We start from the raw sequence: 13,178 nt of genomic DNA on the forward strand, positions 1-13,178 counted from the left end.
GGGTTCTTTTTTTGTAGTGCTTGTTATTCATTTCTTTTTCCATGACCACGTCCCCCACGCTTGACACGCTCGAACTTGATGCCGATCTTGCGCGCCGCTTTGGAGGGCTAGAGCGCCTCTACGGCGTACAGGGCACAGCACAAATCCGTGCAGCCCATGTGATGGTGGTGGGCATCGGCGGTGTGGGTTCCTGGACCGTAGAGGCTTTGGCACGCAGCGGGGTGGGGCGCCTCACCCTGGTCGATCTCGACAACATCTCCGAGTCGAATATCAACCGCCAGATCCATGCGTTGACCAGCACTGTTGGCAAAGCCAAAGTGCAAGCCATGCAAGAGCGCATCGCCGAAATCAATCCAAGCTGCGTAGTGCACTGCATTGAAGAGTTTGTAGAGCCGGAGAATTGGCTGCAGTTGTTGCCAGCCGATATTGATGCGCTGGTGGATGCCTGCGATCAAGTCAAAGCCAAAGCCGTGATGGCCGATTGGGCGCGACGCAATCGCGCGCACTTCGTCACGGTAGGCGCGGCGGGGGGCAAGCGGCTGGCGCACAAGGTGGATATTGACGATCTTTCGAAGACGACGCACGACCCGTTGTTGGCGCAGTTGCGCTACCGCTTGCGTAAGTTTTTTGGTGCACCTAAGGACGGCAAACGCATTGGCGTGACTGCAGTTTTTAGCCGCGAATCTGTGATGGGCCCTGACGCATCCTGTGCCGTGGAAGGCGACGGCAGCTTAAACTGCCATGGCTACGGCTCGGTTGTAAGCGTGACCGCGACCTTCGGTCAATGCGCTGCCGGATGGATTTTGGATCAATTGTCACAGCAGAAGCAAAAAAGCGATAAAAGCACGCTATAATCTGAGGCTTCGCTGCTGTAGGAAACTATGCAGTTGGGACGTTAGCTCAGTTGGTAGAGCAGCGGACTTTTAATCCGTTTGTCGTGGGTTCGACCCCCGCACGTCCCACCAGGTATTTTGAGAAACCCGCTATCCACAAGATAGCGGGTTTTTTCTTTTGTGCTGTCGGTTGCGATGTGCTGGCTTTTTACCCGCCACTGGTCCTTGGCGTCAAAGAGTTTGGCTATTAGCGGTCAGCCAAACCGCAGCAACAACACCCCCCAAAAAATAACTGCAGTCCCGGTCGCACGTTGCCAGCCAAAACGCTCCCGTAAAAAGAAAGTGCCAATCAGGGCCGCGAACAGTACCGAAGTTTCGCGCAGAGCCGCTACCACGGCCACGGGTGCACGCGTCATGGCCCACAGCGCGATGCCGTAACTGCTGACGGATGCGATGGTGCCACCCAGTGCCACCGGCCAGCGCCCCGCCATGTAGCGCAGGGCGTCACCACGTTGTGCTCCGCGTTGCCATAGCACCAGCGCCATGTACGGAATGCCGTCAAGCAAGAACAACGTGGCTACATAACCCAAGGTATTGTTGGATGCCCGCACGCCCATGCCATCCACCACGGTGTAGAGGGCGATGATGGCGGCGTTGGTCAACGCGTAGCGCAGGGCTTTGCCGCGCTGCGCCGTGCCCGAGTGATGCGCGTTGCGCGACAGGCCAATCGCCAGCACGCCCATGCAAATGGCGGCGACGCCCAACCAGGCCTGCAGGGACAAACTTTCGCCGATGAAGCTGTGGCTGCTGAGCGCCACCAACAGCGGCGCACAGCCGCGCATGATGGGATAGGTGAGCCCTAGGTCACCATGTTTGTAGGCACCGGCAAGTGCGACGTAGTAGCCCAAATGTACGACGGTGGTCAGTGCAATGTAGGGCCAGGCAGTGCGGTCTGGCAGGCCGACGATCAGCACCACCGGCAGAGCGATGAAGATGCCCAGGCTGTGGATCAGTGCGGTGTCGAGTTGTTTGTCTTGGCCGGACTTGATGAGTGCATTCCAGCTCGCATGCAGCAACGCTGCAAACAGGACGGCGAGGGCGATGGGGCCGGTCAGTTCTAACGGTTGCACTGTCTTGGCGGCTTTTTAATTTGGTTTCAGTTGGGTTTCAGTTGGGTTTCACCAAGCAGCGCTCCGCGCGCCGCAGGTAGTGCCCGAGCGTGGGTGTTACCAGACCACCGACCTTGGCTAGGTCGTCCCACAGGCGTAGCGAAACAGCCTCGGCAGCGCCGGTTTGGGCGATGAACTTGGCGGCCTCATCGGAAGAGAAAATACCGCCTTGCAGTTTCAGGCTGCGTTGTGAATCGGCCGAGAGCAGGTCCAAATATTCAGGACGCGTGGCGCACAGGTAACGCTTGGCGTCGACGTGCCAGCGCACGGCGTTGAGCACGCGCTCGGAAAACACCCCGCGCAAAAACGGCAGCGCGATGTACTGGTGCAAATCGTCTATGCCTTCCAGTGTGGGAGTGTCTGAAGCAGAGCCCGAGGCGGCCGCGTCGTGGCTGGCCAGCAGGTGCCCCAGGTCGTGCAGCAGGGCGGCGGTGACCAGTTCGTCGTCGGCATCTGCTTGCTCTGCGAGCAATGCGGTTTGCAGCGCGTGTTCAAGCTGGGTGACGGGTTCGCCGCTGTATTGGCTGGCACCGTGGCGTTGAAACAGGGTTTCGATGTCGGCAAGGCTGAGGGACATGGCTTTGATGGAGCGTTAAACGTGCAAAGACTGGAGTTGTGGCTTGCCGGGTTCGATGCGCTGGGCCTCGGCCTGCCGGCGCTGGTAGTTTTGCAGCGTGCGTTCGCGGCTGTTCATCACGTGTTGGAACATCACCTGGCCGGCGGCATCCGGGTCGCGCGCGGCAATGGCTTTGACGATTTGCCGGTGCTCGCGTGAATAGACCGCCATCGACTCGGTGGTGAGGTTCTGCCGCCTGAACAACGACAGCTCGTTGACCAGCTTGCGGTAGGTGGCGGTGAACTTGGTGTTGTTCGTCAGCTCCAGCAGTCGGTCGTGAAAGTGCAGGTTCAGCCGGTGGTAGGTTTGGGCGTCGCCGGCTTTGGTGGCCTGCTCCATCTCGTCCACATAGCCGCGTAGCTCTTTGATCTGCGGGGCGCTGATGGTCTCGGCCAGCTTGCGGCCCACGTATTGGTCCATGGCGGCGCGCAGTTCAAAAATCTCCAGCGCTTCTTCAATGGCCACGTCGCGCACAAACACGCCACGGTTCTTCTCGGTGCGCACCAGGCCCGATTCTTCAAGCATGCGAAACGCCTCGCGCACGGGGCCGCGCGACACGCCCAGCCGGTCGGCCAGCGTGGACTCGGTGAGCTTGGCGCCAGAGGCCAACTCTCCGCCCAAAATCATGCGTTCAATTTCGGTCTGCACCAAACTTGCAAGCGAATTGCGCTGAAGCAGTGCAATGGTGTTGTGTTGTTCAGACGGTTGAAAAGAGGTGTTGGAGGACGTCGTGCTCATGTGCAAATGGTAGTGTGCAGATTGGAGATTGTCTACGATTTACAAAATGTGAAAGACAAAGAGATCGGTATGGCACCCATTTTGCTTTGGCTGTGTGTCATCAAGATGAAACACGCAGACGTCACATTTCTTTTCTTTTCACAAGGAGTCTTCCCATGAAGTTTTGGAAACCTGTGCTGGCCGGTGCCCTGGGCCTGCTCTGCGCAACCGGTGCCTTCGCGCAGAAAACACAGTTGACGGTCTACACCGCGCTTGAAACCGACCAGCTCAAGGCCTACCAAGAAGCCTTCAACAAGGTCAACCCGGACATCGAGATCAAATGGGTGCGCGACTCCACGGGCGTGATCACCGCCAAGCTGCTGGCCGAAAAAGCCAACCCGCAAGCGGACGTGATTTGGGGCGTGGCCGCATCGAGCCTGGCGCTGTTTGATGCCAACGGTATGCTGCAGCCGTATGCGCCACTGAACCTGGACGGGATCATGCCGCAGTACCGCGACAAGAAGAATCCGCCCGCCTGGTTTGGCATGGACGTGTTTGGCGCCGTGGTGTGTTTCAACACCGTGGAAGCGAAGAAGAAAAACATTCCCATCCCCACCACCTGGAAAGATCTGACCAAGCCTGAATTCAAGGGCCAAGTGGTAATGCCTAACCCCGCTTCGTCGGGCACGGGTTACTTCGACGTGGCAGCCTGGCTGCAACTGTGGGGTGACGACAACGGCAAGGGCGGCGGCTGGAAGTACATGGACGCGCTGCACGAAAACATCGGCCAATACACACACTCCGGCTCCAAGCCTTGCAACATGGCCGCTTCTGGTGAATACGTGGCCGGCATCTCCTTCGAGTACCGTGGCTACACCAACAAGGCCAAGGGCGCGCCAATTGAATTGGTGTTCCCCAAGGAAGGCTTGGGTTGGGATCTGGAAGGTTACGCCATCTACAAGGGCACGAAGAAGCTGGAAGCCGCCAAGAAACTGGCCGACTGGGCTTCGAGCAAAGACGCCATGTTGCTGTACGGCAAGAACTTCGCCATCACCGCCCAACCCGGCGTGGCGCCCAAACTGCCCGGCATTCCTGACGACTACGAAGCGCGCCTGATCAAGATGGACTTCACGACCTCGGCCGTGAACCGCGAGCGCACCCTGACCGAATGGTCCAAGCGCTACGACGCCAAGAGCGAGAAGAAGTAAGCATGTTGACGCCGCGCGCCATGAAAAGGCTTTTCAAGGCACGCGGCTTCCTGGCCCCTACGGGGTTGGGAATGCCGCGCGAGAATCAGTCCCAGCTCCCAAAGGATGAGCAGACCATGCCTGCTGTTGACCAAGACGCCTACCTGCGCCTGAGCAGTATTCGTAAAAGCTTCGGCGCGTTTCAGGCGCTGGACAACATCGATCTGTCCATTCCGCGCGGCGAGTTTGTGTGTTTTCTAGGGCCGTCCGGCTGTGGCAAGACCACGCTGCTGCGCATCATTGCAGGGCTGGAAACCCAAACCTCCGGCCAATTATTTCAAGGCGGGCAAGACATTTCGGTGTTACCGCCCGCGCAGCGCGACTACGGCATCGTGTTCCAGTCGTATGCGCTGTTCCCTAATTTGACGATTGCCGACAACGTGGGCTACGGCCTGGTGAACCGGCGCCTGCCGCGTGCGCAAATCAACGGCCGCGTGACCGAGCTGTTGGCCTTGGTCGGCCTGCCCGGCAGCGGCGCCAAGTACCCGGCGCAAATGTCCGGAGGGCAGCAGCAGCGTGTGGCCCTAGCGCGTGCACTGGCCATGTCGCCCGGCTTGCTATTGTTGGACGAGCCCTTGTCTGCACTCGACGCGATTGTGCGTGTGCACCTGCGCAACGAAATCCGTTCGCTGCAACGCCAACTGGGCGTGACCACCATCATGGTGACGCACGACCAGGAAGAGGCCTTGTCGGTGGCCGACCGCATCGTGGTGATGAACCACGGCGTGATCGAACAGGTGGGCACACCCATGCAGGTCTACCGCGAGCCCGCCACGCCGTTTGTGGCCGAGTTTGTGGGCAAGGTCAACAAGCTGCGAGCCGTGGCCGAAGGTGACCGCTGGTTCCGCTGCGGCCATTTGCGCGTACAGTGCGCGCCCGAGTCTGGGGCCGACTTCCGCGCGGGCCGCGAAGTTTGTTTGTACCTGCGGCCTGAAGACCGCGTGCTGGATGGCTTGCAAGACAGCCACCCCGGCCAGTGCCACGGCAAGGTGGAGCACATCGAGTTCATGGGCAGCAACTGCCTGGCGCGTTTGGCCATCGACGAGATCCCGGGGCAACCCGTGCAGTTGCAGTTCTCGCTGAACCAGATGGACGAATACGGCATCCGCGAGGGCGCCAGCTTGCGCTTCGCTTTGCGTGTTGACCGCATGCGCGTGTTCCCCACGGCGGAGGCCTGAGCATGACGGCTGTTGCTGCTTCTATCGCTTCCATTGCCGCGCCGACGACGGTGCGCCAGCGCCTGCATTGGAGCGACCGCTTGGCACACTTGCTGCTGGGCTTGATTCTGTTGTTCCTGGCGGTCGGCCTGGTGTCGCCTTTGATGGCCATCTTGTCGCAAGCCCTGGGGGGCACGGGCGAGAAAAGTGGCTGGGGCAACTTCACAGCGTATCTGGCTTCCCCCGCGCTGCTGCAAAGCCTGTGGAACAGCGTATGGGTGTCGGTGCTGGTGACGTTGATCGTCATTCCGCTAGCCTTCACTTTTGCCTACGCGCTCACGCGCAGTTGCATGCCGTTCAAAGGGCTGTTGCGGACCATCACGCTGCTGCCGCTGTTGGCGCCATCGTTGCTGTCGGCCATTTCTTTGATCTACTGGTTTGGCAACCAGGGTGTGGCCAAAGAATTTTGGTTGGCTTTGGGCTTTACGGGCATTTACGGTGCCTCGGGCATTGTGCTGGCCGAGTGTTTTGCGGTGTTCCCCCATGTGCTGATGGTGTTGGTGACGGCGCTGACCTTGGCCGATGCACGGCTGTACGAAGCGGCCGATGCGCTGGGCACCAGCACCCTGCGCAAGTTCTTCACCATCACGCTGCCGGGCGCCAAATACGGTCTGATCTCGGCGGCGCTGGTCAGCCTCACGCTGGTGATGACGGACTTCGGCATTCCGAAGGTGGTTGGCGGCAACTTCAACGTGTTGGCCACCGATGTGTTCAAGCTCGTCATCGGCCAGCAAGACTTTCAACGCGGCGCGGTGGTGGCTTTGCTGCTGCTCACGCCCGCCGTGCTGACCTTCGTGGTCGACTTCTTTGTGCAGCGTAAACAAACCGCCATGCTTAGCGCGCGTGCGGTGGCGCTGGTGCCCGAGCGTTCGCGTGGGTTTGATCTGGCGATGACGCTGTTTTGCACCCTGATCTGTGCGCTGATGTTGGCCATGTTTGGCATGGCGGTGTTCGCCTCGTTTGCCAAGCTCTGGCCCTACAACCTCACGCCGAGTTTGACGCACTACGCCGCGGGTCTGTTCGACGCCGAGCTGGACGTCGCCATGGTCAACAGCCTGAAGCTCGCTGCTGGCACGGCCACCATCGGCCCGGTGCTGGTGTTTGTGGGCGCGTATCTGCTGGAGAAAACGCGTGGGCTGGACTGGGCGCGCCCGGTCATCCGTTTGATGGCCATGCTGCCGATGGCCGTGCCCGGCTTGGTGCTGGGTCTGGGCTACATCTTCTTCTTCAACGCACCGGCCAACCCGCTGAACTTTTTGTACCAGACTGGCGCGCTGCTGGTGCTGTGCACCATCGTGCACTTCTACACCACCGGCCACCTGACGGTGGTCACGGCGCTGAAGTCGATTGATGCGGAGTTTGAAGCGGTATCGGGCTCTTTGAAGGTGCCGTTCTACACCACCTTCTGGCGTGTGACGGTGCCGATCTGCCTGCCCACGCTGCTGGATGTGTCGCGCTACTTCTTCATCAATGCTATGACCACCATCTCGGCCGTGGTGTTCCTGTATTCGCCCGATACCAAGTTGGCCTCGGTTGCTATTTTGAACCTGGACGAGGCGGGCGACACGGGCCCCGCTGCTGCTATGGCGGTGTTGATTGCTGGCACTTCGCTCATCGTCACCTTGGTCTACTTGGGCGTTGGCAAACTGGTGGAGCGCCGCACCCAGGCGTGGCGCAATCCGTCACGTTAAATTGATGTGCTGATCACTCCGTTAGATCGATTTGTTAGACCGGCTTGTTAAAGAACTTTTTGATGCAAGAACATAAGAACAACGTTCCCGGCCCCACCTTGGCCGTGTTCGACCTGGACAACACCCTGCTCACCGGCGACTCGGAAGTGCTGTGGGGTGAATTTTTGATAAAGCACGGCGTGCTCGGCCCCGAGTTTGCCGAGCGCAACCAGGCCATGGAGCGCCGCTACAACGCCGGCGAGGCCGTGCCCGGCGAGTTCTGCGCTTTTTTTGCCGCTACCTTGGCAGGCAAAACGCCGGCCGAGTGGCAGCCGCTGCGCAGCATGTTCATGCGCGACGTGATCCTGCCGCGCCTGCCGCCGTCGGCCTTTGCTCTGATGCGGCAGTACCAGATGCGTGGCGACCTGCTGGTGCTGAGCACCGCCACCAGCCGTTTTCTGGTGGAAGAAACCGCGCAGGTCTTGGGCTTTGAACACTTGCTGGCCACCGAGCTGGAAAGCGATGCCGATGGCCGCTTCACCGGCAAAACCCGCGACGTGTTGAACATGCGCGAAGGCAAGGTCACGCGCATCAAAAGTTGGCTGGATCAACACGGTTGGGCCGCCGCACCCACCTTGGCCAAGTCGAGCTTCCACAGCGATTCGATCAACGACCTGCCGCTACTGTTGGCCGTGGGCCAGCCGGTGGTGGTTGACCCCGATACACGCCTGGAGGCCGAGGCCAGCACACGCGGCTGGCCGGTGCTGCGCCTGCCGCGCTGAAGAACGTTTTTTGATTTTGAATCCCATGCAAGACAACACGAAATTTGATTTGATCGTGGTCGGCGCCGGCATCGTCGGCCTGGCCCATGCCTATACTGCCGCGCGCCGTGGCTTGAAGGTGTGTGTGGTGGAGCGTGATGCAGCCTGTGTGGGCGCATCCATCCGCAACTTCGGCTTCATCACTGTCACCGGCCAGGGCGCTGGCGACACCTGGCGCCGCGCGCGCCGCGCCCGCGAAGTGTGGGGCGAGGTGGCGCCGCAGGCGGGCATTCCGGTGCTGCACGAAGGGCTTTGGCTCTCGGCTTTTCGCCCTAAGGCTTTGGAGGTGCTGCAAGCCTTTATGCACACGCCGATGGCCGAAGGTTGTGAGCTGGTGGATGCGGCTGAGGCCGCGCGCCGCGCGCCCAGTTTGCAGTGGGAGGGCGCGACTGGCGGCCTCTACAGCCCGCATGAAATCCGCGTCGAATCGCGCACGGCCATTGGCCAGCTCACCCGTTGGTTAGCCGAGGCCCATGGCGTGGTGTTCCGCTTTAGCGAAGCCGTGTTGGAAGTGGCCACGCCCAAGGTTCGTACCTCGCGCGCCACGCTGTACGCCGAGCGTGTGGCCGTCTGCACCAATACCGATTTGAACGGCCTGTTCGCCGACCGCATCGCCGCGCACGACCTGCGTTTGTGCCAGTTGCACATGCTGCGCGTGCGGCCCGAGGCGGGCTTCAAGCTGCCGTCTGCCGTCATGTCCGACCTGAGCCTGGTGCGTTACCACGGCTATAGCAAGCTGCCCGAAGCCGCCGCGCTGCGCGCCCAACTGGACGTGGAAGAGGCCGAGGCCTTGGCCCACGGCATCCACCTCATCGTGGTGCAAAGCGCTGACGGTTCGCTGGTGGTGGGCGACTCGCACCACTACGGCCCGGTGCTGGAGCCATTTGCCGACCAGCGCGTGGACGACATCATCCTGCGCCACCTGCACGCCACGCTGCGTTTGACGGATGCCACCGTGACCGAGCGTTGGGTGGGCACCTATCCCTCTTCTGCCAGCACCGATTGCCTGATCGACCAGCCCGACGCGGCCACGCGCCTTGTGCTGGTGACCAGCGGCACCGGTGCCAGCACGGCCTTCGGCATTGCCGAAGAAGTTTTCGCAAACTGGTAACGCCAGGCTTTAAATCATGACCACACCCCAACACAATCAACTCACCGCCGTCGTCTTCGACTGGGCCGGCACAATCCTCGACTTCGGCTCCTGCGCGCCCATGGGCGCCTTTGTGCGGCTGTTCGAAAAGTTTGGCATCGAGCTGACGATTGCCGAAGCCCGTGGCCCCATGGGCATGGCCAAGTGGGATCACATCAACGCCTTGGGCGCACTGCCGCGCATTGCCGCCCAATGGGAAAAGGTGCATGGCAAACCCTTCAGCACCGCCGATGTCGACCACCTCTACGAAGTCTTCACGCCCATGAATGCCGCCGTGGTGGCCGACTTTGCGGCCTTCATTCCCGGCGCTGTGGAGACGGTGAACACGTTGCGCGCGCGCGGCTTGAAGATCGGCTCGACCACCGGCTACAACCGGCCCATCATGGACATCGTGCTGCCCATCGCCGAAAAGGGTGGCTATGTGCCCGACAACCTGGTTTGCGCTGGCGACCTGGTCGCCGGCCGCCCGTCGCCGCTGATGATGTACCGCACCTTTGCCGACCTGGGCGTGTGGCCCCCGCACACCGTGGTGAAGGTGGACGACACCGGCGTGGGCATTGAAGAAGGCTTGCACGCCGGCACCTGGACAGTGGGCCTGGCCATCAGCGGCAATGCCGTGGGCTTGACGTTGGCCGAGTGGCAGGCGCTGGACGCAACGGCTCAGCAGGCGTTGCGTGATACGGCCACCGCACAGCTCAAGGCGGCGGGTGCGCATTACGTCATCGATTCGGTGGCCGACCTGCTGCCGGTGCTGGACGACATTGCGGCCAAACTGAAGAATGGCCAGCGCCCGTAAATCGGCGGCATTGAACAGGCTGCACTCAACCGGCCGCAAAACATAAAACGCCCGTAGAACCAAGGTTCACGGGCGTTTTTTATGGAGATCGCGCTACTTCAAAAAGAGTAGCGCCTCTCGCACGCACAAAGCGCGCGAAAGGTTGATTTGGCTTAAGCCTCGGCCGCAGGCTCGGCAATGCCGCCCACCACGTGGCTGAAGCCGCCGTCCACATAGGTGATCTCGGCGGTGATGCCGCTGGCCAAGTCGGACAGCATGAAGGCAGCAGCATTGCCCACGTCTTCAATCGTCACGTTGCGGCGGATGGGCGACGTCTCGGCGACCACGCTCAAAATCTTGCCAAAACCCTTGATGCCGCTGGCGGCCAAGGTTTTGATAGGGCCGGCGCTGATGCCGTTGACACGCATGCCCTTGGGGCCCAGCGACTCGGCCAGGTAGCGCACGCTGGCTTCCAGCGAGGCCTTGGCCAAACCCATGGTGTTGTAGTTGGGCACGTGGCGAATGGCGCCCAGGTAGGTCAGCGTCAGCAGGGCCGATTTGGGGTTGAGGTAGGGCAGGGCCGCCTTGGCCATAGCCGGGAAGCTGTAGGCGCTGATGTCGTGCGCGATCTTGAAGCCTTCGCGGCTCAGGCCGTCGAGAAAGTCGCCGGCAATGGCTTCGCGCGGGGCGTAGCCGATGCTGTGCACAAAGCCGTCGAAGGTGGGCCAGGTTTGCGACAGGTCGGCAAACAGCTTGGTAATTTGCGCGTCGTCGCCCACGTCGCAATCAAAGATCAGCTTGGAGTCGAAGTCGGCAGCGAATTCCGTGATACGGTCTTTAAAACGCTCACCCACGTAGCTGAAAGCCAGTTCAGCGCCTTGTGCGTGGCAGGCCTTGGCGATGCCGTAGGCGATGGAGCGGTTGGACAACACGCCGGTGATCAACAATTTTTTGCCAGTGAGGAAACCCATGGTGCGACTTTCTAAAGTTCAAGTGCCTACACAACAGATGTGTCAGGTATCAGAAGAACGGGTGAAGAGATAGTGCAGAATTGTCGCATGCGTTTTTTTCGGTTTGCAGGGAGCTTGAGCTTTGTGTGGTGCCTGGCCGTACCGGCCTGGGCTGCGCATGGCTACGCGTTGTGGGGCGACCTGAAATACGCCCCCGGTTTCAGCCACTTTGGCTACGTCGACCCCAACGCCCCCAAGGGCGGCGAGTTGCGCCTGGTGAGCAATGTGCGCAGTTCCACCTTCGACAAATACAACCCCTTCACCATCAAGGGCAGCGCACCGGCCTACCTGGGCGACATGCTGTTTGACTCGCTGCTGACCGGCTCGATGGACGAAAACGGCTCGGGCTACGGCTTGTTGGCCGAAGACGTGTCGGTGCCGGCCGACCGCCTTAGCGCCACCTTTGTGCTGCGCAAGGAGGCCAAGTTCCATGACGGCAAGCCTGTGACGGCGGCCGACGTGCGCTACACCTATGAAACGCTGATGGGACCGTACACCTCGCCCGGCTACAAAACGCTGTTGGAAGACGTGGATGGCGTCGACGTGCTGGATGCGCGCACCGTGCGCTTCCGCTTCAAGAAGCCCAACCGCGAACTGCCGTTGACCGTGGGCGGCCTGCCCATCTTCAGCCAACGCTGGGGCATGGTGAATGGCAAGCCCAAGCGCTTTGACGAGGTGGTGATGGAGCCGCCGATTGGCAGCGGCCCGTACCGCATTGGGCCGGTGAACTTCGGCAAAGACATCACCTACGTGCGCGACCCCGAGTACTGGGCGCGCGACCTGAACGTCAAGCGCGGCATGGACAATTTCGACCGCGTGACCGTCAAGATCTACAAAGACAACACCGCGCGGCTGGAAGCGCTCAAGGCTGGCGAGTTCGACCTGATGCGCTTTTTCTCGGCGGGCGATTGGGCTCGCCGTGTCAACGGGCGCAAGTTCGACAGCGGCGAACTGATCAAGGGCGAGTTCAAGCACCAAATGCCCACGGGCTTCCAAAGCTACGTGATCAACGTGCGGCGCGACAAGTTCAAGGACGTGCGGGTGCGCGAGGCCTTGGGCCTGGCCATGGACTTTGAGTGGATGAGCCGCCAACTGTTCTACGGCGCCTACGACCGCGTGAACGGCCTTTTTGGCAACACCGATTGCCAGGCCAAGGGCGACCCAAGCGCCGAAGAACTGGCGCTGCTGAACCCGCTGCGCAAGAACATTCCGGCCGCTACCTTTGGCCCCATGACCACGCCGCCGCGCACCGATGGTGATTCGTCATTGCGCGCCAACCTGCGCAAAGCCCAGGCATTGCTGCGCGAAGCCGGTTGGGAGGTGCGCGACGGCGCGTTGCGCAACGCCAAGGGCGAGCCGCTGGTGATCGAATACCTGGACAGCAACGAAGGCGGCGCCCGCGTGGTCGTGCCTTGGGCGCGCAACCTGGAGAAGCTTGGTATCAAGCTGAACTACCGCGCTGTCGACTTTGCGCTGTACCAGCAGCGGCTGAGCAAGTTTGAGTTCGACATCATGACCATCAACTTCCCCGGCACCAACAGCCCGGGGCAAGAGTTTGCCGACATGTTTGGCAGCAAGGCGGCCACGGTGGAAGATTCTGGCAACTACACCGGCATTCAAAACCCGGCGGTCGATGTGCTCATCAACCGCATGGTCAGCGCCAAAAGCAAGGCCGAGCTGCTGCCTGCCTGCCGCGCGCTTGACCGGGTGATTGCGCACAGCCACATCCTGATTCCACAGTGGTCGGCTGGCACGCACCGCATGGCCTATAACGCCTGGCGCCTGGAGCGCCCGTTAGAGGTGCCGCCGTATTCGCCGGGCGAGACCTGGGTGATCCACACCTGGTGGTCGCGCTTGGCGGCTGGCAAAGGCCCGGCCTCTGCCGCAACTGCCGCGCTGTCAGCCTCGGCCGCTTCGGCTCCCGCAACCCCACAGACACAGGCAAAGTAACCC

General features: G+C 61.2%; 12 protein-coding genes and 1 tRNA gene. 9 read left to right on the forward strand and 4 right to left on the reverse strand.

Going from position 1 to position 13,178, the window contains the following annotated elements:
- Nucleotides 1-41: 41 nt before the first annotated feature.
- The gene (locus ACPWMG_RS12505) at nt 42-854 is read left to right on the forward strand and encodes a tRNA threonylcarbamoyladenosine dehydratase (RefSeq protein ID WP_483304962.1); all 813 of its coding nucleotides are present in this window, start codon (nt 42-44) and stop codon (nt 852-854) included.
- 35 nt (nt 855-889) lie between these two features.
- Nucleotides 890-965, forward strand: a tRNA-Lys gene (locus tag ACPWMG_RS12510).
- Nucleotides 966-1,087: 122 nt separating this feature from the next.
- Here the strand turns inward: ACPWMG_RS12510 and ACPWMG_RS12515 are convergent.
- The 3 genes from ACPWMG_RS12515 to ACPWMG_RS12525 are packed head-to-tail and all read right to left on the reverse strand — an operon-like array spanning nt 1,088 to nt 3,356.
- Nucleotides 1,088-1,963 carry an EamA family transporter gene (locus ACPWMG_RS12515; protein WP_483304963.1) on the reverse strand — a complete coding sequence of 292 codons (876 nt, stop codon included), beginning with the start codon at nt 1,961-1,963 and terminating at the stop codon, nt 1,088-1,090.
- A 37-nt stretch (nt 1,964-2,000) separates the two neighbouring features.
- Nucleotides 2,001-2,579, reverse strand: coding sequence for a phosphonate degradation HD-domain oxygenase (locus tag ACPWMG_RS12520; protein ID WP_483304964.1), 579 nt, complete (start codon nt 2,577-2,579; stop codon nt 2,001-2,003).
- A gap of 15 nt (nt 2,580-2,594) precedes the next feature.
- On the reverse strand, nt 2,595-3,356 hold the full coding sequence (locus ACPWMG_RS12525) for a phosphonate utilization associated transcriptional regulator (protein WP_483304965.1): 762 nt from the start codon (nt 3,354-3,356) through the stop codon (nt 2,595-2,597).
- 155 nt (nt 3,357-3,511) lie between these two features.
- Between ACPWMG_RS12525 and ACPWMG_RS12530 the strand changes: the two genes are divergently transcribed.
- The 6 genes from ACPWMG_RS12530 to phnX all read left to right on the forward strand — a co-directional run bounded on the left by ACPWMG_RS12530 (nt 3,512) and on the right by phnX (nt 10,236).
- Nucleotides 3,512-4,543, forward strand: a complete 1,032-nt coding sequence (locus ACPWMG_RS12530) for a putative 2-aminoethylphosphonate ABC transporter substrate-binding protein (protein ID WP_483304966.1) — start codon at nt 3,512-3,514, stop codon at nt 4,541-4,543.
- A gap of 116 nt (nt 4,544-4,659) precedes the next feature.
- Nucleotides 4,660-5,760: a putative 2-aminoethylphosphonate ABC transporter ATP-binding protein gene (locus tag ACPWMG_RS12535; protein WP_483304967.1), complete on the forward strand. Its 1,101-nt coding sequence runs from the start codon at nt 4,660-4,662 to the stop codon at nt 5,758-5,760.
- A 2-nt stretch (nt 5,761-5,762) separates the two neighbouring features.
- Nucleotides 5,763-7,490: a putative 2-aminoethylphosphonate ABC transporter permease subunit gene (locus ACPWMG_RS12540; protein WP_483304968.1), complete on the forward strand. Its 1,728-nt coding sequence runs from the start codon at nt 5,763-5,765 to the stop codon at nt 7,488-7,490.
- A gap of 62 nt (nt 7,491-7,552) precedes the next feature.
- The gene (locus ACPWMG_RS12545; protein WP_483304969.1) at nt 7,553-8,251 is read left to right on the forward strand and encodes an HAD family hydrolase; all 699 of its coding nucleotides are present in this window, start codon (nt 7,553-7,555) and stop codon (nt 8,249-8,251) included.
- 25 nt (nt 8,252-8,276) lie between these two features.
- Nucleotides 8,277-9,401, forward strand: a complete 1,125-nt coding sequence (locus ACPWMG_RS12550) for a TIGR03364 family FAD-dependent oxidoreductase (protein WP_483304970.1) — start codon at nt 8,277-8,279, stop codon at nt 9,399-9,401.
- 16 nt (nt 9,402-9,417) lie between these two features.
- Nucleotides 9,418-10,236: a phosphonoacetaldehyde hydrolase gene (phnX, locus tag ACPWMG_RS12555; protein WP_483304971.1), complete on the forward strand. Its 819-nt coding sequence runs from the start codon at nt 9,418-9,420 to the stop codon at nt 10,234-10,236.
- 152 nt (nt 10,237-10,388) lie between these two features.
- Here the strand turns inward: phnX and fabI are convergent, their stop codons facing one another.
- Entirely contained in the window at nt 10,389-11,186 is a 798-nt protein-coding gene (gene fabI, locus ACPWMG_RS12560) for an enoyl-ACP reductase FabI (RefSeq protein WP_483304972.1), read from the reverse strand.
- An 87-nt stretch (nt 11,187-11,273) separates the two neighbouring features.
- Between fabI and ACPWMG_RS12565 the strand changes: the two genes are divergently transcribed.
- Entirely contained in the window at nt 11,274-13,175 is a 1,902-nt protein-coding gene (locus tag ACPWMG_RS12565; protein WP_483304973.1) for an extracellular solute-binding protein, read from the forward strand.
- Nucleotides 13,176-13,178: the final 3 nt, after the last annotated feature.

It is taken from the genome of Hydrophilobacter chitinilyticus, from assembly GCF_049860745.1.
Taxonomy (GTDB): domain Bacteria; phylum Pseudomonadota; class Gammaproteobacteria; order Burkholderiales; family Burkholderiaceae_C; genus Rhodoferax_B.

What these genes read in the sequence shown, in the direction of transcription:
- ACPWMG_RS12550 (WP_483304970.1), top strand. Translation starts at nt 8,277, where the DNA reads ATGCAAGACAACACGAAATTTGATTTGATCGTGGTCGGCGCCGGCATC.
- phnX (WP_483304971.1), top strand. Translation starts at nt 9,418, where the DNA reads ATGACCACACCCCAACACAATCAACTCACCGCCGTCGTCTTCGACTGG.
- ACPWMG_RS12545 (WP_483304969.1), top strand. Translation starts at nt 7,553, where the DNA reads ATGCAAGAACATAAGAACAACGTTCCCGGCCCCACCTTGGCCGTGTTC.
- ACPWMG_RS12520 (WP_483304964.1), bottom strand. Translation starts at nt 2,579, where the DNA reads ATGTCCCTCAGCCTTGCCGACATCGAAACCCTGTTTCAACGCCACGGT.
- fabI (WP_483304972.1), bottom strand. Translation starts at nt 11,186, where the DNA reads ATGGGTTTCCTCACTGGCAAAAAATTGTTGATCACCGGCGTGTTGTCC.
- ACPWMG_RS12530 (WP_483304966.1), top strand. Translation starts at nt 3,512, where the DNA reads ATGAAGTTTTGGAAACCTGTGCTGGCCGGTGCCCTGGGCCTGCTCTGC.
- ACPWMG_RS12525 (WP_483304965.1), bottom strand. Translation starts at nt 3,356, where the DNA reads ATGAGCACGACGTCCTCCAACACCTCTTTTCAACCGTCTGAACAACAC.
- ACPWMG_RS12540 (WP_483304968.1), top strand. Translation starts at nt 5,763, where the DNA reads ATGACGGCTGTTGCTGCTTCTATCGCTTCCATTGCCGCGCCGACGACG.
- ACPWMG_RS12535 (WP_483304967.1), top strand. Translation starts at nt 4,660, where the DNA reads ATGCCTGCTGTTGACCAAGACGCCTACCTGCGCCTGAGCAGTATTCGT.
- ACPWMG_RS12505 (WP_483304962.1), top strand. Translation starts at nt 42, where the DNA reads ATGACCACGTCCCCCACGCTTGACACGCTCGAACTTGATGCCGATCTT.
- ACPWMG_RS12565 (WP_483304973.1), top strand. Translation starts at nt 11,274, where the DNA reads ATGCGTTTTTTTCGGTTTGCAGGGAGCTTGAGCTTTGTGTGGTGCCTG.